Source organism: Shewanella psychrotolerans (assembly GCF_019457595.1).
Lineage (GTDB): Bacteria > Pseudomonadota > Gammaproteobacteria > Enterobacterales > Shewanellaceae > Shewanella > Shewanella psychrotolerans.
This window is the reverse complement of the sequence record NZ_CP080419.1, coordinates 2,461,749-2,484,635: the sequence shown is the minus strand read 5'-3', so window position 1 is coordinate 2,484,635 and position 22,887 is coordinate 2,461,749. Positions and strand designations below refer to the sequence as shown.

15 protein-coding genes are annotated in these 22,887 nt (G+C 43.5%); 10 read left to right on the top strand and 5 right to left on the bottom strand.

Features of this window, described 5'->3' with window-relative positions; genetic code table 11:
- Positions 1–8 precede the first annotated feature (8 nt).
- Positions 9–356: an arsenate reductase (glutaredoxin) gene (gene arsC, locus K0I62_RS10945; protein WP_220068186.1), complete on the bottom strand. Its 348-nt coding sequence runs from the start codon at positions 354–356 to the stop codon at positions 9–11.
- Between the two features lie 269 nt (positions 357–625).
- Entirely contained in the window at positions 626–2,083 is a 1,458-nt protein-coding gene (gene bepA, locus K0I62_RS10940) for a beta-barrel assembly-enhancing protease (RefSeq protein ID WP_220068185.1), read from the bottom strand.
- Between the two features lie 194 nt (positions 2,084–2,277).
- On the opposite strand from bepA, the gene K0I62_RS10935 reads away from it, so the two are divergent.
- Together K0I62_RS10935 and K0I62_RS10930 are read left to right on the top strand one after the other, a co-directional pair.
- Positions 2,278–2,505, top strand: a complete 228-nt coding sequence (locus K0I62_RS10935) for a sulfurtransferase TusA family protein (protein ID WP_220068184.1) — start codon at positions 2,278–2,280, stop codon at positions 2,503–2,505.
- A gap of 31 nt (positions 2,506–2,536) precedes the next feature.
- Positions 2,537–3,616 (top strand): AI-2E family transporter, encoded by a 1,080-nt coding sequence (locus K0I62_RS10930; RefSeq protein WP_220068183.1) that lies wholly within the window; start codon positions 2,537–2,539, stop codon positions 3,614–3,616.
- Between the two features lie 245 nt (positions 3,617–3,861).
- Here K0I62_RS10930 and K0I62_RS10925 read toward each other — a convergent pair whose 3' ends face one another.
- The 3 genes from K0I62_RS10925 to K0I62_RS10915 all read right to left on the bottom strand — a co-directional run bounded on the left by K0I62_RS10925 (position 3,862) and on the right by K0I62_RS10915 (position 6,343).
- A complete protein-coding gene (locus K0I62_RS10925) occupies positions 3,862–5,181 on the bottom strand; it encodes an IS4 family transposase (RefSeq protein ID WP_220068182.1) in 1,320 nt (439 codons plus the stop codon).
- Positions 5,182–5,319: 138 nt separating this feature from the next.
- Positions 5,320–5,790 carry a thioredoxin-dependent thiol peroxidase gene (bcp, locus tag K0I62_RS10920; RefSeq protein ID WP_220068181.1) on the bottom strand — a complete coding sequence of 157 codons (471 nt, stop codon included), beginning with the start codon at positions 5,788–5,790 and terminating at the stop codon, positions 5,320–5,322.
- A 10-nt stretch (positions 5,791–5,800) separates the two neighbouring features.
- Positions 5,801–6,343, bottom strand: a complete 543-nt coding sequence (locus tag K0I62_RS10915; protein ID WP_220068180.1) for a glycine cleavage system transcriptional repressor — start codon at positions 6,341–6,343, stop codon at positions 5,801–5,803.
- Between the two features lie 244 nt (positions 6,344–6,587).
- Here K0I62_RS10915 and dapA point away from each other — a divergent pair, with 244 nt between their 5' ends.
- From dapA to K0I62_RS10875, 8 genes are all read left to right on the top strand, one after another.
- Positions 6,588–7,472, top strand: coding sequence for a 4-hydroxy-tetrahydrodipicolinate synthase (gene dapA, locus K0I62_RS10910; protein WP_220068179.1), 885 nt, complete (start codon positions 6,588–6,590; stop codon positions 7,470–7,472).
- A gap of 3 nt (positions 7,473–7,475) precedes the next feature.
- The gene (gene bamC, locus K0I62_RS10905) at positions 7,476–8,597 is read left to right on the top strand and encodes an NlpB/DapX family lipoprotein (RefSeq protein WP_220068178.1); all 1,122 of its coding nucleotides are present in this window, start codon (positions 7,476–7,478) and stop codon (positions 8,595–8,597) included.
- A gap of 453 nt (positions 8,598–9,050) precedes the next feature.
- Positions 9,051–11,429, top strand: a complete 2,379-nt coding sequence (locus tag K0I62_RS10900; RefSeq protein ID WP_220068177.1) for a GGDEF domain-containing protein — start codon at positions 9,051–9,053, stop codon at positions 11,427–11,429.
- A gap of 565 nt (positions 11,430–11,994) precedes the next feature.
- Entirely contained in the window at positions 11,995–13,080 is a 1,086-nt protein-coding gene (locus tag K0I62_RS10895; protein ID WP_220068176.1) for an efflux RND transporter periplasmic adaptor subunit, read from the top strand.
- The gene (locus K0I62_RS10890) at positions 13,077–16,172 is read left to right on the top strand and encodes an efflux RND transporter permease subunit (RefSeq protein WP_220068175.1); all 3,096 of its coding nucleotides are present in this window, start codon (positions 13,077–13,079) and stop codon (positions 16,170–16,172) included. Before K0I62_RS10895 ends, K0I62_RS10890 begins: the two co-directional genes overlap by 4 nt.
- 685 nt (positions 16,173–16,857) lie before the next feature.
- Positions 16,858–17,865: a hypothetical protein gene (locus K0I62_RS10885; RefSeq protein WP_220068174.1), complete on the top strand. Its 1,008-nt coding sequence runs from the start codon at positions 16,858–16,860 to the stop codon at positions 17,863–17,865.
- The gene (locus K0I62_RS10880) at positions 17,837–19,498 is read left to right on the top strand and encodes a Y-family DNA polymerase (protein WP_220068173.1); all 1,662 of its coding nucleotides are present in this window, start codon (positions 17,837–17,839) and stop codon (positions 19,496–19,498) included. Before K0I62_RS10885 ends, K0I62_RS10880 begins: the two co-directional genes overlap by 29 nt.
- On the top strand, positions 19,498–22,740 hold the full coding sequence (locus K0I62_RS10875) for an error-prone DNA polymerase (RefSeq protein WP_220068172.1): 3,243 nt from the start codon (positions 19,498–19,500) through the stop codon (positions 22,738–22,740). The genes K0I62_RS10880 and K0I62_RS10875 overlap by 1 nt, the downstream gene beginning before the upstream one ends.
- Positions 22,741–22,887 lie beyond the last annotated feature (147 nt).

Sequence of the window (22,887 nt, the reverse complement as noted above, 5' to 3'; positions counted from 1 at the left end):
GTATCGCCTTATAAAATGGTTAATACGTTTTCTGGTGGACGGCCAATAGCCGCTTTATTGTTAGCCAAGACGATGGGACGTTCGATCAGCTTTGGGGTGTCTACCATCGCTTGGATGAGTGCTTCATCATCAAGGATATCTGCTAAACCTTGTTGCTTGTATTCATCTTCTTTGGTGCGCATTAGCGCTCTTGGCCTTATGGCTAACTTATCCAAAATATCATTGATTTCTAATTTTGTTAGAGGCGTTTTTAGATATTCAATGATTTGAATGTCACATGCCTTTTCTTCAAGTAAAGCGAGGGTTTGACGGCTTTTCGAACAGCGTGGGTTATGAATAATCGTTACTTGGGTCATAGGATCTCTGCTTATCGTGAAAATTTGCCGATATTCTACTTTAAAATGTGAATCGAGTCACAAAGAGTTGTGGCTGTTTACTCGCTTGGATTCGGTGACATAGATTTTTCGACCTTTGTTTTTGTTCGAGTTTAATGATTCTAGTGTAAGGCTGAGCGGTGATGCTTTATTGGTTAAGCGAAAAAACCTAACCAAAAATAGAAGACGAATTGAAGTGATTAGCAATTATTAAAAAATGAGCCCAAAATCGGGCTTCTATTTGAGAGATATTAAAGCTGATCTAACGCCTTTTTCGATTGTTTAAATTGTCTGATCCGCGCCTCGATTCGAGCTAGTTGTAATGGTTTATTATCTGACAAGCGATAAGCAAAATTGAGTTGATCGATTGCACCGTCATAATCTGCTGCAAGTGCCATCGATTCTGCTTTTGCATAATGCTCCATCGCTTTATTCCCAGCCTTCTTATAAGCATCACTTAATAACATCAGAGGTAACTGATTTTGTCGATCAAGAAAAATCATATCTTCTAGGATTGGGATTGCTTTTGTGGGGTTGTCATTTTCAATGTAAGCATTGGCTAGGTTGATGTTGATCACCTGTGAGGTCGGTTTTAACTGGCGTTCATCCTCTAACAGCTTAATGGCTTCGGCGTGCTCATTGCGCGCTAATAATAGATCGGTTTTAGTATCGATATAAAATAGATTATTGGGATCTTGTTTTAATAGAGTATCGATTATCTCTTCTGCTTGTTTTGCCTTGTCTGAGCGAAGTAGCGCAAGTGCTAAGCCGTACTGTGCTGCTTGCTCAAATGTGTAGCTGCGTTTTTTAATTTGCTTTTGAAAGAGCAGTAACGCAGCTTCTTCGCTATAGCTAGAAAAACGCACCTGAATTCGCGCTTTGGCAAGCTGAAAATCTAGACTATCTGGAATATACCTATGGGGATATTGAGCTGCGCGGTTTCTGGCCTCGGTAATACGAGATTCAGGTAAAGGGTGAGTTAGCAGCATTTGTGGTGGCTTAGAGGTAAAACGATATCTTGTCGCGAGTTTAGCGAAAAAATCAGCAGCACCATCAGGGTCAAATCCCGAATCCACAAGAATTTGCATACCAATGCGGTCAGCTTCTTTTTCATGCAGACGAGTATAGTTAATTTGTGATTGAGCAGACATGGCTTGAGTGGTTGCAAGCGCAGCCATACCGGCTTGTGGCACTGCAATCGCGAGTAAAATCGAGCCTAACATTGCGGCCATTGTCGCTGTAGAACTCTTCTCTTTAGCCTCAAAAGAGCGTGCAAGATGGCGTTGGGTAACGTGACTTATTTCGTGACCAATAACGGATGCTAACTGACTTTCGTTATCAGCATTAAGAAACAGTCCAGTATGTACCCCCACATGACCGCCAAAAAAGGCAAATGCGTTGATTTCATCATTACGTAATAGGAAAAAATAAAACGGGGTCTTTACACCGGTTGCGTGGGCCACCAGTTTATTGCCCAGTTCTGTCATGTACTGGCTTAATACGGGGTCGTTAAGCATAGGTGCAGATGAGCGAATGACACGCATATAAGCATCGCCGTAGCTGTTCTCTTTTTCTAAGCTAAAGGTATTAACTGCAGCGGTACCTAAATCGGGCAAATCGTTGTTGGCAAACCCCAATGGCACAAAAGAGAAAAGGGCAAAGGACAATGCGCCTGCAACTAGGGATTTTGGTGTATTTATTTTTCTCAAACTTTTCCTTAGCGGTTTATCTGCAGATCATCTTGCTTATTGGAGCGAGTCAAGGGCGATAAGTTCATTCCCATACTGCAATAAGTTGTTGAGCTAATAGTGTAAAAGGTCAATATACCAACAGCTCATAGATAACTTGTGGTTTAGTCAGAGACTTAGGATAATAGCGACAGTTTGTCTTTAGCAAGTTGATTATGATTTTTATTGATTTAGCCGCCTATCGATGTCCGCTTGCCTTAGTTAAGCTTAAGTTAGCGCTTAATCAGGCTGAAGAGGGCGAAGTGTTACATATTTCGTTAGTGGATGCAGGATCACGGCAAGATGTTCCTCGCTTTTTATTAAAGCTTAAGTATGCCTTTACTGAGCTACGAAATGATGACCAAATGTTAGTATTATCCGTTGTGAAATCAACAGCACCTTAATTGTAGTGTGTTATTAGAGTAGGAATTGTGAATGTTATCCTTATTAACAAATTGGTATAAAGAGCGATTTAGCGATCCTCAAGCCGTTACGCTGGTATTTATTCTAGTGGGTATTACGACGGCTATTTATTTTGCCGGTGGTTTACTGGCTCCATTATTAGTCGCACTTGTACTGGCATTTTTACTTGAATGGCCAGTAGCACAGATGGTTAAAGTGGGTATTAATCGGACAACGGGAGCATCATTAGTGTTGGTGTTGTTTATTGGTGTCATGTTAATGCTGACTTTCGGCTTAATTCCGAGCGTCTGGAAGCAAGGGGTCGCGCTAGTCACTGATCTTCCTTCTATGTTGGATAAAGGCTTAATTACCTTAAAGGGGTACGCTGAACAGTATCCTCAGTTTTTGGGGGTTGAACAGCTTGATTCTGCTGTGGGCGAGTTGAAAAAACTGCTTGATACCCAACATATTTTTGACTTAGGTAAGCAGTTGATCGGTTATTCTGCATCATTATTGGTATTAATGGTTTACGCGATTTTAGTGCCTTTACTAGTGTTCTTTTTCTTAAAAGATAAGGATGTATTGCTACGAGGTAGCAAACGTTTTATTCCTTCTAACCGGGAGTTAGCGCGTAAAGTTTGGTTAGAGATGAATCAACAGATCTTTAATTATATCCGCGGCAAAGTGATAGAGATTGTTATTATTGGTGTGGCTACTTATATCTTTTTTGCCATCATGGAGCTGCGCTATGCCGCATTACTTGGGGTGTTAACCGGTTTTTCAGTGCTAATTCCTTATGTAGGAGCGACTTTAGTGACTCTACCTATTGCATTGGTGGCATTTTTCCAATGGGGAGTCAGTCCTGAATTTGGCTATCTTATGTTAGGTTATGGGATTATTCAGGCGCTAGATGGTAATCTTTTAGTCCCTATTTTATTTTCAGATGCAGTTGATCTTCATCCTGTTTTCATTATTGCGGCAGTATTAGTCTTCGGTGGGCTGTGGGGTGTATGGGGCGTATTCTTTGCGATTCCTTTAGCGTCCCTGGTTAAAGCCGTGATAAATGCATGGCCAAAGGCCAGTGTGCCAGAAAGCAGTGAACAGCCGGCTTAGCGACTATGTTGATAAAAAAGGAGCTTAGGCTCCTTTTTTATTGTCCGTTTAAAGTTGCTATTTCATCATGTGTTTTTTTGATTGGGCTTCGGCGTAAGGTATTTAAGGCCACGATTAAAAAAGGGCTAAAGCAGGGTGTTGTTTAGATAGTATTATTGGTTTAACAATCTGGCGTATCGCCGCTCAGTTATCGTCTTATATCAATTAATTTGAACACAAAAAAGCCAGCTACTGCTTAATGCCGTTCACTTAACGTGAACGGCTTTCTTTTTTATGGGATATAGGTCCTTCGAACACTTCAACACTCTAGGATAACTACGCTCCCTCTTTCCTTCTAAAACAAACTGTTTTGCATTTTTTTCTATATCAAAGATTACCTTAGGAATATTGCCGGGAGATATGCTAGGAAGTTGGGATAGTTTAAAAATAATATGCGACGACGCTTCTCTAAAACTCAATTGGTTAGGGAAGACCCCTTTTAATGAGTGTGCCATCAATACCATCTTATATCTCAGCAAGTTATACGCAAGAAGGACTCCCCACAACTCCTGCCTAATTAATTCCGGAAGCTGACTTCTGAGTGTAAACCGAGTTTCAAGCATATACTGCTTCATCTCTCTGTACCCCAACTCTATCTCCCATCGATGTGCATATAAATCAACGATTTCACCTGATGGATAACGCATTGGCTCTGTGAGTGAAGTGATGATTTGCAGCGTTTTTCCTTTCACTGTTTTAGTGAGTAAACGTGCTTCCATAAACTCAGGTAAATCAGGCCTTTTCTTTCTAGATTGAGGGGTTGTGGTTAGCCTGATAAGCTTATCTTGTCGCCCTAAAGAACGTACCACTTCATATTGTGTATTCTTCTTCAATGGCATTAACCAATGTCTATTACTGCCAGCTTGTGACCAGTCATGTAATAACCCCAACGAGTAAAAGCCCCGGTCGAACAGGGTTAAACTGTTATCCGGCGTATTGTTGATGAGATTAGCGGCTAATGCCATTTCATTTTCAGCTACACTCCCAAAAGATGAGTCGACTAACAGATGACTACTGAGTTCCATTAGACACACCATGCGAACTTGAGGATAGGAAGCATTACTCGATTGGTTGCTCGTGCGAGAAAAGGCGCTATCGTTTTCAGGTGTATCAGGGGTTCTCCAGACGACACCGTCCACGCCATAAAGATTAAGGCCGCACCATTGTGGATGCTCAGCCAGCATGTTCCATCTCTTTTGAGTCTGTCGAAAAATATCTTTTACAACGTCACTGCCCAATTTCTTTCTTGCCTGAGTGACAGCACTTCGAGCAACATAATCGACCTTATTTGGGAGGATAATATCCAGTTTATTAATCAGTTGCCTAACGGACTCCCCCCGAAATAAAGCCATGCCGATAACAGCCCAAATCATAGACTCCATAGGTAATTTTCGCTTACGAAGCGTGGCTACACCATTGGATTGTAAACAGTTTTGAATAAGCTCTGGACAAAGAAGCTCCCCAAGATTGGTGAACTCAGTAGGTCGATTGATAGAAGTACGCGCTAAAGCTTCAGAAAGTTCCATTAAAAAATCCAGTACAAACAAGAGTCTGTACTGGATTTTGACGGCTTTTAAAGATCAGTCAACCGATCATATTGGCATTAACTGATCGGCATTAAGCTACTGCTGGCTTTTAGATTTTTAGATGTTAGCGGTAACTGATTAGCGTTGCTCGATATAATCAAGTACGACTTGGTGGTGATCTTTGGTCTTAAACTTATTAAACACATGAGCAACTTTACCATCTTGGCCGATTAAGAAGCTGAGACGGTGAATACCATCGTAGATCTTACCCATAAACTTTTTTTCACCCCAAACACCAAAAGCATCTGCAATGGCATGGTCTTCGTCGCTTAATAGTGAAAAGTTAAGTTGATGCTTATCGGCAAAGCGTGCCAGTTTAGCCACTGGATCAGGGCTAATACCAAAAACGGTTACAGCAAGATCATCTAATTGCGGCTTGCTATCGCGTAGCCCACAAGCTTGTACTGTGCAGCCTGGTGTCAATGCCTTAGGATAAAAATAGACCAATACAGGACCCGCTTCTAAGGCATCTTGCAGTGAGATGGACTCATCATTTTGATTTTGCAGCGTAAAGCTTGGTGCAGTATCACCAGTAACTAAGGTGTTCATTTCTGTTCCTTTATTGTTGGGGTTCGATACCTTGCATACGTTCTATACTGCAACTTAGGTTCATTTCGGCAGCTAATTCATTAAGACTCTGCTCAAGTTTTTCGATATCGACTTTTTCTGGGACATTAACGGTAAGTGAAACATTTTGTACAGGCTCACCTTCGAGGTTCTCTTCAGCATGGGAGCGAACAGCGGCAAGATCCAGTGACCTATCGGCCATAAACTGGGTGAGGCGTCCCATGGTGCCGCGCTGATCTTTACCATTAAATGTGACCAGTAGCCGAGAGACAAAATTAAGCGGTGTATGTTTAGAGGTCCGCTTCATCACAGTTAATAAGCCCAGCTCTACACTTAATGCAGGTAGACTCGTTTCCATTTTGGTGATTGAAGCCCACGCCCCAGAAATCATCATGATCAGAGTAAACTCGTTGCCAAATATTGCCATTCTGCTGTCGACGATATCGCAGTCGCATTCACTTGCTAGTCGCGCGAATTTACTGACAATACCAGGGCTATCAGAGCCCAGTGCGGTAACGACTAGATGATTCGACATTAAATTCTCCCTCTTAATTACTGCTACAAATTGTACAAATACACACCAAATAAACCTAGTGTCGTTTTGAGGAGCATTATGCTAACACATGTTCGTTGTTTTGAGATCCCTGTCTTAATAAACAGCCAAAGAAATGGTTAGCATCGGCCTGAGATAAAATTCTAAGAAATCTCAAGAGAGTTATGCTTGTTTTTACAGGTTACCATCAGTACCATAGCGAGTCCTGAACCCTTGGGGAAGTCACATGATAAACGGAAGCATTGTAGCCTTAATCACACCAATGAATAGTGATGGCTCGGTTGATTATTCAAGTTTAGAGAAGCTCGTCGAATACCATATTGAGCAAGGTACTGATGCCATTGTTGCCGTAGGCACAACGGGTGAATCAGCCACGTTACCACTTTCAGAACATATAGAAGTTGTTGCCCATACCGTAAAATTTGCCGCAGGCCGAGTGCCAGTGATTGGTGGCAATGGCGCTAACGCGACAGCAGAAGCAGTAGAATTAACTAAAGCACAATCTAAGCTCGGCGTAGCTGCGATGCTGGGGGTAACCCCTTATTACAATAAGCCAACACCTAAAGGCTTAATTGCCCATTATAAAGCCGTTGCAGCAGCAACCGATATCCCTCAGATCTTGTACAATGTGCCTGGTCGTACCTCTGTTGATATGTTGCCAGAGACCGTTGCACAGCTTGTTGAAGTACCCAATATCATCGGTGTTAAAGAAGCTACTGGTGACGTGAGTCGAGTCGCACGCTTACGTGAACTTTGTGGTGCCGATTTCAAATTATACAGTGGCGATGATGCGACCGCTCGTGAGTTTCTGACGCTCGGTGGTGATGGCGTCATCTCTGTCGCTAACAATATCGTGCCTAAACAGTTTAAAGCCATGTGCGCTGCGGCGTTAAATGGTGACAAAGCTGGTGCTTTAGCCGTCGAAGCTGAGATTAAAGATTTGTTCAGTGTTCTGTTTTGTGAAGCGAACCCGATACCTGTAAAATGGGCCGCTCATCGTATGGGACTTATCAGTAATGGACATATTCGTTTGCCGTTAACGGAACTTTCACCCGAATATCATGGTCTGTTGCTAGAAGCGATGAAAAATGCCCGAATAGAGGTTCAATAATAAATGCTAAAGCAAGTAACTCCAATTTTGCTGATTGCAGCTGTCACAGCTTGTAGTTCACCAATAGATAGACGTCAGGCTAACGGTAATGATGATTATGCTTTGTTGGAGCCTCAACCAAGATTAGTTATTCCCGAAGGTTTGAACGAGCCTAAGTATAGTACCGAGTATGAGATCCCTACAGTCAGTAATAAAGTTGATACTAATTTAGTGGGTAAAAAGCTTGATATTAGACCGCCGCTGCAAGTATTGCCAATGGCAGAAGGCACCCATGTTGAAGAGTCAAGCGACAGTATCAAAATTGTCGTTGAATCTATCGATAACGATGTTGATCTTAAGCAAGAGCTATTTACTATTTTGACCGAATATTTAAATAGTAAGTCAATCAAGATGGTTAAAGAAGATTATGATGCTGGCATCATAGAGACCGATTGGATTGAAAATCAAGAGCTTATTGATTCAACGATGTGGGGCAGCGACGAAATTTACACTGTTCGTCAACGCTATCGTTTTACCCTTAATGTTAGGCCTCATGGACGCACTGGTAATTTAGCCATTGAACTTGCCGAGCATGAAGAGAGCTTTGACGGCAAAGATCAAGACATAGTACTAAGCGGCGAAGATAAGCGTCGTTATACTGTCGATATGCTTAACAATACAATTACTTACATGAGTGTTAAACGTGCTAAAATGCTTAAAGCTAAGCGTTTACGTGAGAGCCTCGGTATTGATGTTGAACTTGTTAAAGCTCAACCTGCTGGCGAAGGCGAGACCGCTGAAGTGAGCTATTGGTTGGCACAGGCTCCATATTCTCGGACATGGGATCGTTTGCGTATCGTGTTGCCAGAAATGGGGTTTGAAATTGTCGATATGGATAGCAATAAAGGTCTATATTACATTAACGTGAATGATGATTCTGGTTTCTGGAGTTCACTATGGAACGAGAAGAAACTTCCTGTGGAGGAAGGTTCATATCGTCTGCGTGTTGAAGAAGATGAGCTTGATAGCAATCAATCACGGATCTACCTCAACGATATGGCTGATGAGCCTGTAGGTAATGATGTTGTTGAAGCGGTTTATGAGGGATTATCTGAACTGATGAAAGAAGATCGTAAACTCAAATAATATCTGTAGATAGCTAAAAAGGAGGCGAATATCGCTTCCTTTTTTTGTGTCTTTTTTGTATCTAGATTTTAACTTTTTTTGATAATGGTACATTGCATGAGTAAATTTTTGCCATATAGTTGAATGGCAATCAGTATAAAGAGGTGATCGCTCAGTGAGAGTTTAGTGCCTCAGAGGCAATGCCCTTAATTGCTCCTCGGCTCTAGCATCCTCAGTAATCGCTCCATGGCTAACTCCTAAGCCTCTTCAACAGCATCAAAAGCGTCTGTTAGGCGTGTTTTTACCTTCCTACCTCCACGTTGAACCTCACAAGGAAATAAGCATTTCATCATCCACTCGCCTTGAATGCGTTGCCAAAAAAGCACACTGAGTCGATCACTGTCTTATACTGATTGGTATAAGACTTTTAGCGTACATCGATCTTAATTAGAGATTGATCTCAATGGAGAGCTGATGGCGGCAAAACTGCATCTGCAAGATATCGAAGCTAAATATTTAAAGATTGTCAGCGAGTTTGCTATTGATATGTTGTCCCTTCAAGGGATTGATAATATTTTGTGGCATCTTGCCCAAAATGTCGTTGCACAACTTGGCTTCGATGATGTTGTTATCTATCTGCTCGATGAGAAACGCCAAGTGTTGGTGCAGAAGGCGAGTTTTGGTGCAAAAAATCCCAAAGATCATGAGATCTTAACGCCAATTGAATTGAAGGTGGGTGAAGGCATTGTCGGCCAAGTTGCTGAGACTCAACGTCCTATCTTGATCGGTGATACCCGGCTCTGTGATAACTATATTGTTGATGATGCGCCAAGACTCTCAGAATTAGCGGTACCTATGCTGGTTGAAGGTGAAGTCGTTGGAGTGATTGATAGTGAACACCCAAAGAAGGATTTTTATAACAAGCAGCACGAGCGTACTGTATTTGCTTTAGCTTCGATAACCGCATTAAAAATTCATAAGGCTAAAACCTTAGTAAAACTGCAGCATACCATTGTAGAGCTTGAGTATTCGAGCAAGATCCAAGATACCCTATTTGAAATCGCCGAAATTATTTTTGAAACTGACAACATCTCCACATTTTACCGTCGATTGCATCAATGTCTTGCTAGATTAACATTTGCAAAAAACTTCTATGTTGCCATTTTAGATGACGGCGCCAGCGTATTGCGTTTTCCCTATCATGTGGACCAATTCGATAAGATTGAACAAGGTAGCACAATAGCAATAGATCCCATGTTGTTGAGTATTAATGACTATGTATTGCTAAAAAACAAACCCTTATTAGCGGATGAAGCACAGCTCAAGGCGATGGTCGAAGCGGGGGATATTCATATTAATGGTCGAGTGCCAAATGCGTGGCTGGGTATTCCATTTGCTGGCGATCAATATAAAGGTATTGTGGTGGTGCAAAGCTACCTAGATAGTTATCAATTTCATCAAAACGATAAACAACTGCTGATTTTTGTTGCAAAGCATATTCGTAATGCAATTGAACGCATGAAGGTTAAATCTCGAATGGAGTTCTTAGCCTTGTATGATCCCCTAACAGACTTACCTAACCGAACCTTATTTGTTGATCGGTTGACAAAAGCGCAGCAATCGCTATCAAGCGATAGATTTCAAGGCATCGCTTTACTTTATATTGATATTGATAATTTTAAAGCGATTAATGATACCTATGGTCTCCACCTAGGTGACGAGTTATTAAAAGGCATTGCGCTGCGTCTTCGAGAAGCGATAACAGAGCAAGATACCTTGTGTCGTTTTAGTGGCGATGAGTTTGCTATTTTGTTAGAGCAAATCGATACGCCTCAAAAGAGCCATGAGGTAGGACATAAATTACTTGAGCTCCTTGATGATGTTATCGATCTCGGTGGGATCAGAATCGCAGTCTCTGCCCGTGTCGGTATTGTTAATTGTTTCCAAGCGACTCGGTCTATTTCGCAGATTTTAAGTCAGGCTGATGAGGCGATGTATAACGCCAAGCTATTGGAAAGAAACAGTGTCTATGTCTATGAGGCTGATACAACCGAAGGCCAGTGTTTAGCTTATGAATTAGAAGCTCAGTTTGAAAGGGCGGTAACACGACAAGAGCTGTATCTCGAATATCAGCCAATATATGATCTCAGTTCAGAGGCGATTGTTGGCGCCGAATCCTTAATCCGTTGGTCTCATCCGCAACTGGGCAAACTCGCCCCAAGCCGTTTTCTGCCTGAGCTTCAACGGGAGGGTTTGCTTGAGCGTCTTGATATCTATGTTGTACAGCAAGCGATGGCGTTTGTGTCAGTGAATCAAGCTCAGTTACCAGAGGGGTTTAAGCTCAGCGTTAATATCTCAGTAACAGGATTTAATTCAGCTCATCTGTTAGCACTTTTTGAGGAGCAATACCTGCTTCATCCGCAGATAATGTCGCAGTTATGTATAGAGATCACTGAGCAGACATTAGTCAACTCCGTGAATGAGACTAAGCTGACCATTGCGCGGCTGCGAGAAATGGGGCTCTCTGTATCGCTAGATGATTTTGGTACAGGGCATTCATCATTAAGTTACCTGCATCAGTTCACCTTCGATCTATTGAAAATTGATCGGGCCTTTATCAGTCATATGGATATGCTCAATGATAATCGAGTCGTTCTGGAAACGATCATTAATTTAGCCAAGACGCTCAATATCAAAACCGTTGCCGAAGGGATTGAAACCCAAGAACAGTTTATGAATATGCAACAACTCGACTGTGATTTCGCCCAAGGCTATTTTATGAGCTCTTCATTATCAGGTGCTAGGTTACTTAATATTTTAAATGACCGTCGTAGTTACAGTTGTGTCGACTAAGCTTATGTCTAATAACAATCAGCATAAGACAGTGGTCTACTCTGCGTGTTTTTTGGCAACTCCTTCAAGGCGATGGGTGATGGAGTGCTTGTTCCTTTGTGCGGCTAATCAACACAGAAGTAGGAAGGTAGGGCGAAGCACGACTAAAGGGATTTAGGAGGTAGAGTAACGTATGGAGCGATTACCGAGGATGCTAGAGCCGAGAAGCAATTAAAGACTTTGCCTCATCAGCGCTAACCTTTAGTGATAAATCGTCGCTGAGCGATCGTACCTTTATACTAATTGGTATAAAGATATGTTGACTTTAATCCTGTTCATTTTAGTTTTTTATATCGATTTTATGATAATTAGAAGTTTAAGTTTGAGCTCAAATAACAATAAAGTGGTTAATGTGTCTCGACGTATTTTTTCTTTTAATCTTATATAGATGATCCATTTGAGTCTGTGTTACGTATAACTCAAATGTTTTACGTCAGTTAAGTTTGTAACTAAAAGTAAAACACCTTGATGAGTTGCCGTTCATAGGTAAACTAGCGTTAATTAATTGTCGCAATTCGGAAGATTGATGAAAAAAATTATAACAATCTCAATACTATTAGCGGCAGGTGCCGCCACTTATTACTACCTAAATCAGCCCCAATCGTCAGGCTCTGCTCGAGCAAGACCAACGCCTAATGTCGTTGTTGCAAAGGCTGAGATGCAACCCATTCGTGATGAGGTTGAAGCATTAGGTACCGGAAAAGCCAATGAGTCGATTACCGTAACTCCCAAAGTGACCGATGTGGTAACAGAACTCAACTTTGATGATGGGGATATTGTTGAAAAAGGCCGACTGTTAGTGCGTTTGCAAGATAGAGAGCAGATTGCTAGCGTGACAGTGGCAAATGTTAAAATGAATGACCATAAGAGAGAGCTTGATCGTATTAGCTCTTTGGTGACCAGTCAAACTGTCGCAGCGCTTGAGCGTGATAGATTACAAACCCTAATCGATACGGCTAAAGCTGAGCTTGAACAAGCTGAGTCCGCATTGAAAGATCGCCGTATCCGTGCTCCGTTCTCGGGACGTCTAGGTCTACGTCAAATCAGTCAGGGTAGCTTAGTTACTCCTGGTACAGTGATCACGACTCTTGATGATATATCTACCATTAAACTTGACTTTTCTGTTCCAGAACGCTTTTTACAAGCTTTGCAAATAGGTAAATCAGTTGAGGCCACCGCTGTTGCTTTCGATGGTGAAATGTTCAGAGGCAAAGTGGTCTCTATCGATAGCCGTGTTAACCCTGTTACCCGCGCCGTCGTGGTTCGCGCGGAAATCCCGAATAAAGATTTACGTTTGCTGCCTGGTATGTTGATGAAAGTTAAACTTATCAAGCAGAGCCGAGAGGCATTAATTATTCCTGAAGCTGCAATCATTCCAATCCAGAAAGATCATTTTGTTTATCTTGTTAATGATGAAAATGTCGTTGAGCGTCGTCAAGTTAAGCTTGGTTTACGTAAACGTGGCTGGGTTGAAATTGTTGAGGGGGTTGCAGTTGGTGAACAGGTGATGATCCGCGGTATTTTGAAGGTGCGTCCAGGCGATACGGTCAAGGTACAAATGAGTGAACATTTTAGCTTTCAAGAACAAGCTAAGGTGGAGCCAGTAGTATGATTTTGACGGATTTGTCGGTAAAACGGCCGGTTTTTGCTTCCGTCATCAGCATATTGTTAATTGCGTTTGGTTTAGTGTCATTCGATAAGCTACCACTTCGTGAATATCCTAACATTGATCCACCAATTGTGTCGGTGCAGACCAATTATCGCGGCGCGAGTGCTGCGGTGGTAGAAAGTCGAATTACTCAGTTAGTCGAAGATAGGATCAGTGGCGTAGAAGGGATCCGTAATATCAACTCATCGAGCAGTGACGGGCGTTCGTCGGTTACCCTTGAATTTGATGTCGGCCGAGATATTGAAGCCGCGGCCAATGATGTTCGTGACCGTATATCGGGCCTGTTGAACAATCTACCAGAGGAAGCCGATCCGCCAGAGGTACAGAAAGCTAACGGCGGTGATGAAGTGATCATGTGGTTAAACCTCGTGTCTGATCAGATGAATACATTGCAGTTAACTGATTACGCTAGACGCTATTTGGTCGATCGATTTTCTGTTATCGATGGTGTTGCCAATATTCGGATCGGTGGCGGTAAAGTCTATGCGATGCGGATATGGATCGACAGACAAGCGTTAGCGGCTCGTAACTTGACGGTTGCAGATATTGAATCGGTACTGCGTTCTGAAAACGTTGAGTTACCGGCTGGCTCTGTGGAGTCGCAAGACCGACACTTTACCGTTAGATTGGAGCGGACATTTAAGACCGAGTCCGATTTTGCCAACTTAGTGCTTGCCCAAGGTGAAGACGGATATTTGATTAAACTCGGCGATGTCGCCAGAGTGGAGATCGGCTCAGAAGAGGAGCGGATCACCTTTAGGGGCAACCGTGAATCGATGATTGGCCTTGGTATTTCCAAGCAGTCAACGTCTAATACCCTTGAAGTGGCAAGAGCGGCAAATGTACTTGTCGATAAAATCAATCCCACTTTGCCAGCAGGCATGGAAATTAAGCGCTCTTACGATAGCTCTGTATTTATTGAAGCGTCGATTAGCGAAGTTTACCAAACTCTGTTTATCGCGATGTTTTTAGTGATCGTGGTGATCTATCTGTTCCTTGGCAGTGTGCGGGCCATGCTGATCCCTGCATTAACGGTTCCAGTGTCACTTATGGCAACCTTTATCGTACTCTATGCCCTTGGTTACACCATTAACTTGCTGACATTGTTGGCGATGATCTTAGCCATTGGTATGGTGGTCGATGATGCGATTGTGGTGCTTGAAAATATTCACCGCAGAATAGAAGAGGGCGATTCGCCATTAAAGGCCGCCTATCTAGGCTCCCGCGAAGTTGCGTTTGCGGTGGTAGCCACAACCTTAGTGTTAGTCGCGGTATTTATGCCAATTACCTTCCTTGAAGGGGATTTAGGTAAGCTTTTTAAGGAGTTTGCTGTTGCTATGAGCGCGGCGGTGATCTTCTCAAGTATTGTCGCATTGACGTTAAGTCCTATGATGTGCTCGAAGCTGCTTAAACCCGCGGGGCAAGACCCTTGGCTGGTGCGTAAGATTGACGCTGGTATGAACAAGTTATCTGCCAGTTATCGTGACACCTTGTCTAAAGCGATGGCTCATCCGTTTATCGTCAGTTCATTAGTGATACTTGCGCTCACAGCCAGTGGCTATTTGATGACTAAAGTGCCGCAGGAATTTGCGCCACGGGAAGATAGAGGCTCGATGTTCCTTATCGTCAATGGTCCTCAAGGAGCCAGCTTTGAATACATCACGCCTTACATGGATGAAATTGAAAACCGTTTAATGCCATTGGTTGAAAGTGGTGACATCAAGCGTTTGCTTATTCGCGCGCCACGTGGCTTTGGTAGAAGTGCAAACTTTTCAAATGGTATGGCGATTATTGTTCTCGAAGATTGGTCTGAGCGACGCAGTGCGTTTGAGGTTATTGGTGATATTCGTGCCAGACTATCGGATTTAGCCGGAGTAAGAGCTTTCCCTGTTATGCGTCAAGCCTTTGGCCGCGGTGTGGGTAAGCCGGTGCAGTTTGTGCTGGGTGGTCCAAGCTATGAAGAGATCGCTAAATGGCGTGATATTTTGCTGGAGAAAGCCAAAGAAAATCCAAATCTCGTCGGCTTAGATCATGATTATCAAGAAACCAAGCCGCAACTGAGAGTGGTTATCGATAAAGATCGCGCTGCCGATTTAGGGGTGTCTATTTCTCATATTGGCCGAACACTCGAGTCGATGCTGGGCTCTCGTTTGGTGACCACGTTTATGCGCGACGGTGAAGAATATGATGTGATCATCGAAGGTAATCGAGATAATCAAAATACCGCTAATGATTTAAGTAACATCTATGTCCGTTCCGACAGAAGTAAGGAGCTTATTCCATTAGCAAACTTAGTCTCTGTTGAAGAGTTTGCCGATGCAAGCCAGCTCAATCGTTATAATCGCATGCGTGCGATCACTATCGAGGCCAACTTAGCCGATGGCTACAGTTTGGGTGAAGCCTTAGATTATTTAAATGATCTTGCTTATACCTACTTACCCGCAGAAGCTGTGATTAGCTATAAGGGGCAATCGCTAGATTATCAAGAGTCGGGTAGCTCAATGTATTTTGTGTTCTTGCTGGCGCTAGGGATCGTATTCTTAGTCTTGGCCGCTCAATTTGAGAGTTATGTTCATCCGATAGTCATCATGCTGACCGTCCCGCTTGCCACATTAGGTGCGCTTATTGGCCTTTGGGCGACGGGGCAAAGTCTCAATATCTATAGTCAGATAGGGATCATTATGCTGGTGGGCCTAGCGGCGAAGAACGGTATCTTAATCGTCGAATTTGCCAACCAGTTGCGAGATAAAGGTGTGGCGTTCACCGATGCAATTATTCAGGCGTCGAGTCAGCGTCTACGTCCTATCTTAATGACTGGGATCACTACTGCGGCGGGGGCTATTCCGCTAGTGATGGCGACAGGTGCTGGCGCTGAGACTCGGTTTGTGATTGGTGTGGTGGTGCTTTCAGGCATTGTACTCGCGACCTTTTTCACTTTGCTTGTTATTCCTGTGGCTTACTCACTGTTAGCTCGTAATACGGGCTCGCCAGAGGCGGTCGCTCAAGCATTAGAGAAAGAACTTAAGCAAAGCTAAATGAAATTAAGCTAAACAGTAAAGACGAAGGGCCAACCGAGTTAGAGGTTGGCCCTTTGATTTTAAGCCCTCAATCATTAACTTTAGTAGGTGGTTATCATCAATTAGGCTTTGCCTGAAAAATGAATGAAAGTGATGGCATCGACTATGTTTGATAACTTATAAGCACGCCATTCACCACGGATGCTTAGGCTATAAGAACTTCGAACATCATGTATGGCATTTAAAGCAAAACGAAGAGTTGTAATCGATCGAAGTTAACTGTCGCCAGACCGCCAATGATGCCACGATCTTAATGCAAGGCGCATTACATCATGCGGGTATTACAATGCCGCCTACTTACTTAGTGTACCCCTATTTTGCACATGCATGTTGCGTTCAGGAAAGGGCAAGAGCTGGCTTAAACTTGATAAAACCTACAGATTGAATGCCACTTATATTTAATCTTTATTCTGCTCAGAAATAAACTCCCTAAATGCTATTAGCTTCTAAATCTCATTAGCTTTTAAATCCTATTACCGTCTCAATCCTACCATCGTTTAAAGATATTGACCTTAATTCGAAAGGAAGCTGTGAAAGCGGGTTCAATTACGATGATAGAGAGTGAGATCGACGATCTTTAATGTAAACCTTGCGATCTCAGCGTTTATAAATATACTGTTTTTATATACAGTGTTTGTGCGCAGTGTTTAATATTGAAGCTAAGTACAATGTATTACAGCTTTATAAGGGGAAGATGATGGTGGCATTCAGTGCATTTGAGGCAAAAACGCTTAGTGATCTGGCAATAAAGGATAATCATTTAGCGATAGAGCAGTTATTGCAGCGTGGCGATCTCTGGCGCGGTGATCAAGTTGAACAACAGCAGGTCATCGATAGTGGTTTTAGCCAACTCAATAAACATCTACTCCATGGTGGCTGGCCTGCAAAGGGCTTATGCGAGATTTTTTATGCAGGCGAGGGTGTCGGTGAGTTAACGATAATGTTACCGCTAATGGCGTCACTTATTCCTGCATCAGTTCATAGAGGCATCAATAATAAGTCGTTTAATGACAGCAGCTCTTGTGATCATCGTTATCAACATTATCGCTGTGCCCATCAAGGAGACACCTTGGTGAGTTTGGTATCACCACCTCATATTCCTTACCCTGAAGCATTAGCTATGCAGGGTATCGATGTTCGTCGGCTATTATGGGTCGATACCGCTAATAGAAAAGATCAGCTTTGGGCATTAGAGCAAATAATCAGTAGTGGCGTATCACCATTAACGCTTTGTTGGCTTGATAAGCTAACGGTAACGGAGTCAAGAAGAATACAACTTGCGGCTGAAAAAAGCGGTACTTTTTGCGTTTGTTATTTACCTGAAGCGGCGAAAGCTCAGGCTCATCCTGTACATCTGCGTGTGCAACTAAGTCGCCACCGAACCATTCAACAACATCGCATAGAGCAGCAAGGCCATTTAGCACGACAAGATAATGAGCGAGATGACCGTTTAGTCACTCAAATCAATATTATTAAACGTCGAGGTAGCTGGCCTGTACCTGAGTTTAATTTGTCTTTGTTACCTCCCTATTTAGCTGCAAGCCTCAATAAGCAAAGCCTTATTAATCAGGGTGTTAATCAGAACCTAGCAGCCATGAAACCATCGTTGCCATTGAGTACCAATGTGTTTCAAGGTCCTTGGTCAAGCTAGTATGTTGTGGCTGGCAGTTCATTATCCTAATTGGCTGTTGCAGTACCAAAGCTATTGTCACGGCTTACCGCTTGACTGCGAAACGGCGATATACAACAAGCAAACGAGTAAGATATTAGCCGCATCGCCTCGTGCTCAGATGAAAGGGATTACAGCAGAACAGAGTGTTGCGACGGCGTTGACACTCGTTCCATCACTGACATTAATTGCGTTTGATCGTCGCTTAAGTCAAGAGGCTAATACTTGGTTATGTCATTGGAGCTATGGTTATAGCGCCCGAGTTGTGCTGCCTGTTTGCCAACACCAGATTGATGTCGAGAACCGCGGTGTTATTGATGCTGGGCGAGTGAGCGATACGCTACTATTAGAAGTCGGTTCTATGTTAAAGGTGTTTGCTGGACTAGAGAGTTTAATCGAGCAATATAGGGCGCAAGCGGATAGCTATTCACTGCGATGGCAGTTAGCACTCGGAAATAATCCTTTGTTGGTCTCATTGGCGGCTAAGTATCAGCCGCAATTCGTTAGCGGCGATCATAGTGACTATCATCAAAATAGAGACGAAAGTGCGCAATTTAGTGTGTCATTTTCTTATGTGACATTAGCTCAGATCGCGGCATTGGCTGTAGAGGCATTACCTGTCAGCGATGAGACATTACGTACTTGCCATAATATGGGATTATATCAGATCCAGCATCTATTAGCATTGCCTCGCGCCGAGCTGGCTAAGCGATTTGAACCATCATTGCTGACTTTGTTAGCGCAGCTAAACGATCAACAGCCTCAGCCACAAAGATTTTTTCAGCCACCTAAACGGTACAAAAAAAAGCAAACCTTACTCTATGATGTTGAGCATATAGAAGGGGTGATATTTCCATTGAGTCGGATGTTGAGCGAACTTGCCAATTATCTACAATGTCATCAACAGGCAATATTGAGTCTCAAAGTCTATTTCGTATATCGGGATAAAGCCTGTGAGCCTTTATGTTTAACCATTCATTATCCTTTTGCTGAACATCGCAGTGAAGGGTTGCTTAAGCTGCTTCGAGTACAGCTCGACAGGAGCGCTTTAGCATCTCCAGTGGTCAGTATTGAGCTGGTATTAGGTGAGGTTGTGCCGCTGTCTTTATCACCGAAACAGTGGTGGCAGGAAGGAGCGCAAGATGAAAGTGCTAAGCGCTTGCTGGCAACACTTCAAGCAAGACTTGGAGATAAGGCGGTTAAAGGAATTAAGGCCGTATCGGCGTCAATGCCAGAGTCTTGCTGGCAGGCAACGGGGCTATCGCAGTGGCAGGGTGATCAATGTCGTGAAAGCGGCTCTCACTATCACCAAAACAGGCTGCATAAGAAGCCGATTCAGGCCAAAACGGCAGCCATACGTGATGAGCAACAACTCAAAATGCAGATCGCCGAAGGACTTAATGATGGGCGTTTTCGTCCCTCATGGTTACTTAAGTCTCCGCAGCTTATACAGCCAGATGATGTTGAGCTACTTAAAGGACCTGAGCGGTTATCGAGTGATTGGCAAGCGGGAATAGGGACACGCGATTATTATATTGCGCAGCATAATGCTGGTGGATTGTGCTGGGTATATCGCGATCAACAAGGACTGTTTTTGCAAGGGTGGTTTAGCTGATGTATGCCGAGCTACATGCCATTTCAAACTATAGCTTTCTTCGTGGAGCATCCTATCCCCATGAGATTGTCGAGCAAGCCAAATCTTTGGGTTATCAGGCTATTGCTCTGACGGATGAATGTTCTTTCGCTGGCGCAGTGAAAGCCCATGATGCGGCTAAGCGCTGTGATATCAAATTGATCCATGGTGCCGAATTTCATTTAGCAGAAGGGCTTTTTGTGCTCCTTGCACCAAGTCGCCGCGCTTATGCTGAGATCAGTCGCTTAATAACTCAGGGTCGTCGCAGTGCCGTAAAGGGCGAGTACCAGTTAACCCTTGCAGATCTTATGACGGGGCAGCAAGAAAGTTTGTTACTTTGGAAGCCGCTCACTTTAGCGCAGTACTCGATGAGTGGCCATTACCATGGAGATAAGGATAGTCGTGAAGCGCTAGGATCTGATGTGCATCAGATTCAAACAGATCAGCAACAAGCCGCCGATAGTGACTATTTAGGACGATTTGAATTACAGCTTGAGGCTTATCAGCAATGCTTAAATGCTATCGCTGAACAGCTTAAAGCCGCTTTTGCATCCAGATTATACTTACTTATGGAACGGCATCTGATGGCTGGCGAAGCGTTAAATATTGAGGTGTTGCAGTGTTTAGCCAGAGCCCACAAGGTTAACTGTGTAGCCGCTGGTGGCGTTCGTATGCACAGCACAGATCGCCAGGCACTACTGGATGTGCTGACCTGTATCGCTCATGGAACTAATATTGCTGAAGGGGGGCATCTGCTGTCGACTAATGCAGAGACAAGCCTTAAGCGAGTCGATCAACTTATTAAGCGTTATCCAAAGGAGTGGATCGATAATGGGTTAATTATCGCTCATCGATGTCAATTCTCACTCGATGAACTCAAATATCAATATCCTGCAGAAGTGGTTCCCAAGCAGATGGATGCGGGTGATTATCTTGCGCAAGAGGTCGAAAAAGGTGCCCTTGAGCGATTTGATGGACAAGTGCCAGATGGAGTGAAGCTGCAATATCTTAAGGAGCTGCAGTTAATTAAACAGATGTCCTATGAATATTTCTTTTTAACTATCTATGACATTGTTTGCTTCGCTAAAAGAAAGCACATTTTGTATCAAGGACGAGGCTCTGCTGCTAATTCAGTCGTTTGTTATTGCCTTGGGATAACGGAGGTCGATCCGACTAAAGTGAGCATGTTGTTCGAACGCTTTATTTCTAAAGAGCGAAATGAGCCCCCTGATATTGATGTTGACTTTGAACATGAACGTCGCGAAGAGGTGATCCAGTATATCTATGGCAAATATGGGCGGGAGCGAACAGCGCTTGCCGCTGCGGTGATAAGTTATCGTTTCAAGAGTGCCATGAGTGATGTTGGTAAGGCGTTGGGGCTAGATCAACAGCGGATCAATATAATGGTAAAGAGTATCGATCGTCGCGATCTAGGCTGTGATTGGATAGCACAGCTTGAATCAAAGCAGCTGATACCTAAACAGGGGATTGGTCAGCATCTTGTGCCTTTAGTGCAGCAATTAAGAGGCTTTCCTCGCCATCTGTCTCAACACGTGGGTGGCTTTATTATTTCAGCTGGGCCCTTATCTGAGTTGGTGCCCATTGAAAATGCAGCGATGATCGATAGAACCGTTATTCAGTGGGATAAAGATGATCTTGAGAGTCTTGGGTTACTTAAGGTCGATATTTTGGCATTAGGCATGCTAACGGCGATTCGCAAAACCTTTGCCTTGCTGAGCCGTGATGATTATACCTTTTCAATGAAAGATGTGGTTTGGGAGCAGCCCGAGGTATATCGGATGCTGCAGAGTGGTGACAGTGTGGGGGTATTTCAAGTTGAGTCTAGAGCTCAAACGGCAATGTTACCTAGGCTTAAGCCAGCTTGTTATTATGATTTGGTTGTACAAATTGCTATCGTGCGACCAGGACCCATCCAAGGAGATATGGTGCATCCCTATTTGCGTCGAAGGGAAGGGATAGAGGCGATAAGTTATCCGAGCGCTGAAGTCGAAGCCGTTTTGTCTCGTACTATGGGGGTTCCTATTTTTCAGGAACAAGTGATTAAGCTTGCTATGGTGGCTGCAGGTTTTAGTGGTGGAGAGGCCGATCAGCTTCGCCGTGCGATGGCCAGTTGGAAGCGCTCTGGTGAGCTAGAGCAATTTGAAACCAAATTATTAGCGGGTATGGCACAACGTGGCTATAGCGAAGTTTTTGCCGGCCAAATTTATCGGCAAATAAAAGGGTTCGGAGAATATGGTTTTCCTGAGTCACACTCCGCAAGCTTTGCTTTACTTGCTTACACTTCCGCCTTTTTGAAATATCATCACCCTGCGGCGTTTTGCTGTGGGTTATTAAACAGTCAACCCATGGGTTTTTATACACCTTCGCAGTTAGTTCAAGATGTGCAACGTCACGGTGTTGTAGTGTTACCCGTTTGCGTTAATCACAGTGAGTGGGATAGTACCTTAGTCCCACTTGATATAGTCCCACTTGATTTAGCGCCTCTGGATAAGGTTAAACGGCAAGGGATCCGTTTAGGATTTAGATTGATAAAGGGGATGGTTAAAGGGGAGATTGACCAATTGCTCGCAGTCCGCCCGAAACAAGGCTTTAAGGATGTTGCTGCGTTATATCAAATTGGGCTTTCAAGGCGTTGTTTGACATTGCTTTCAGGTGCTGATGCCCTCGCTATGATCGCTGGGCATCGTTATCAGTCTCAATGGACATTAAGTGCATACCAGCCAAGTCTACCGCTATTTGATGACCTACCGCCGCAGAGTGAGAATATTTATTTAGCTCCTCCTAGTGAAATGGCCTGCCTAGTGAGCGATTATCAGTTTTTAGGATTGAGCTTAGGTCGGCATCTTATGGCGCAATTAAGGACGCGGCAACAACTGGCTAGCTGCATCCGCGCCAGTGATCTTAAGTTATGTCGCCACGGGCAGGTGGTACAAGTTGCGGGTGTCGTCGTTGGGCGTCAGCGCCCTAGTACGGCTTCTGGGGTGGTTTTTGTGACGCTCGAAGATGAAACGGGTAATATTAATGTGATTGTGTGGAGTGCCACAGCAAGAGCACAGCGCCAGCCATTTTTGATGTCAAAAATTTTGAAGGTCACAGGAGTTTTTGAAACACAATCTGGGGTGTGTCATATCATTGCGGGTAGGTTAGATGACCTTTCTATCGATATGAATGAATTTAATGTTAAGTCTCGAGATTTTAAATGATGTCATTTTTCACTCGATTTTTATCATTGCAATTGCAGCTAATAAAATGGTCTTAAACCAGCGCCAATTCAGATAGAATCACTCACCATATTTTAGTGTACTTGCTAAGTTGATGACACCTAGCATATGGGGCTTAAATAGCTGAAC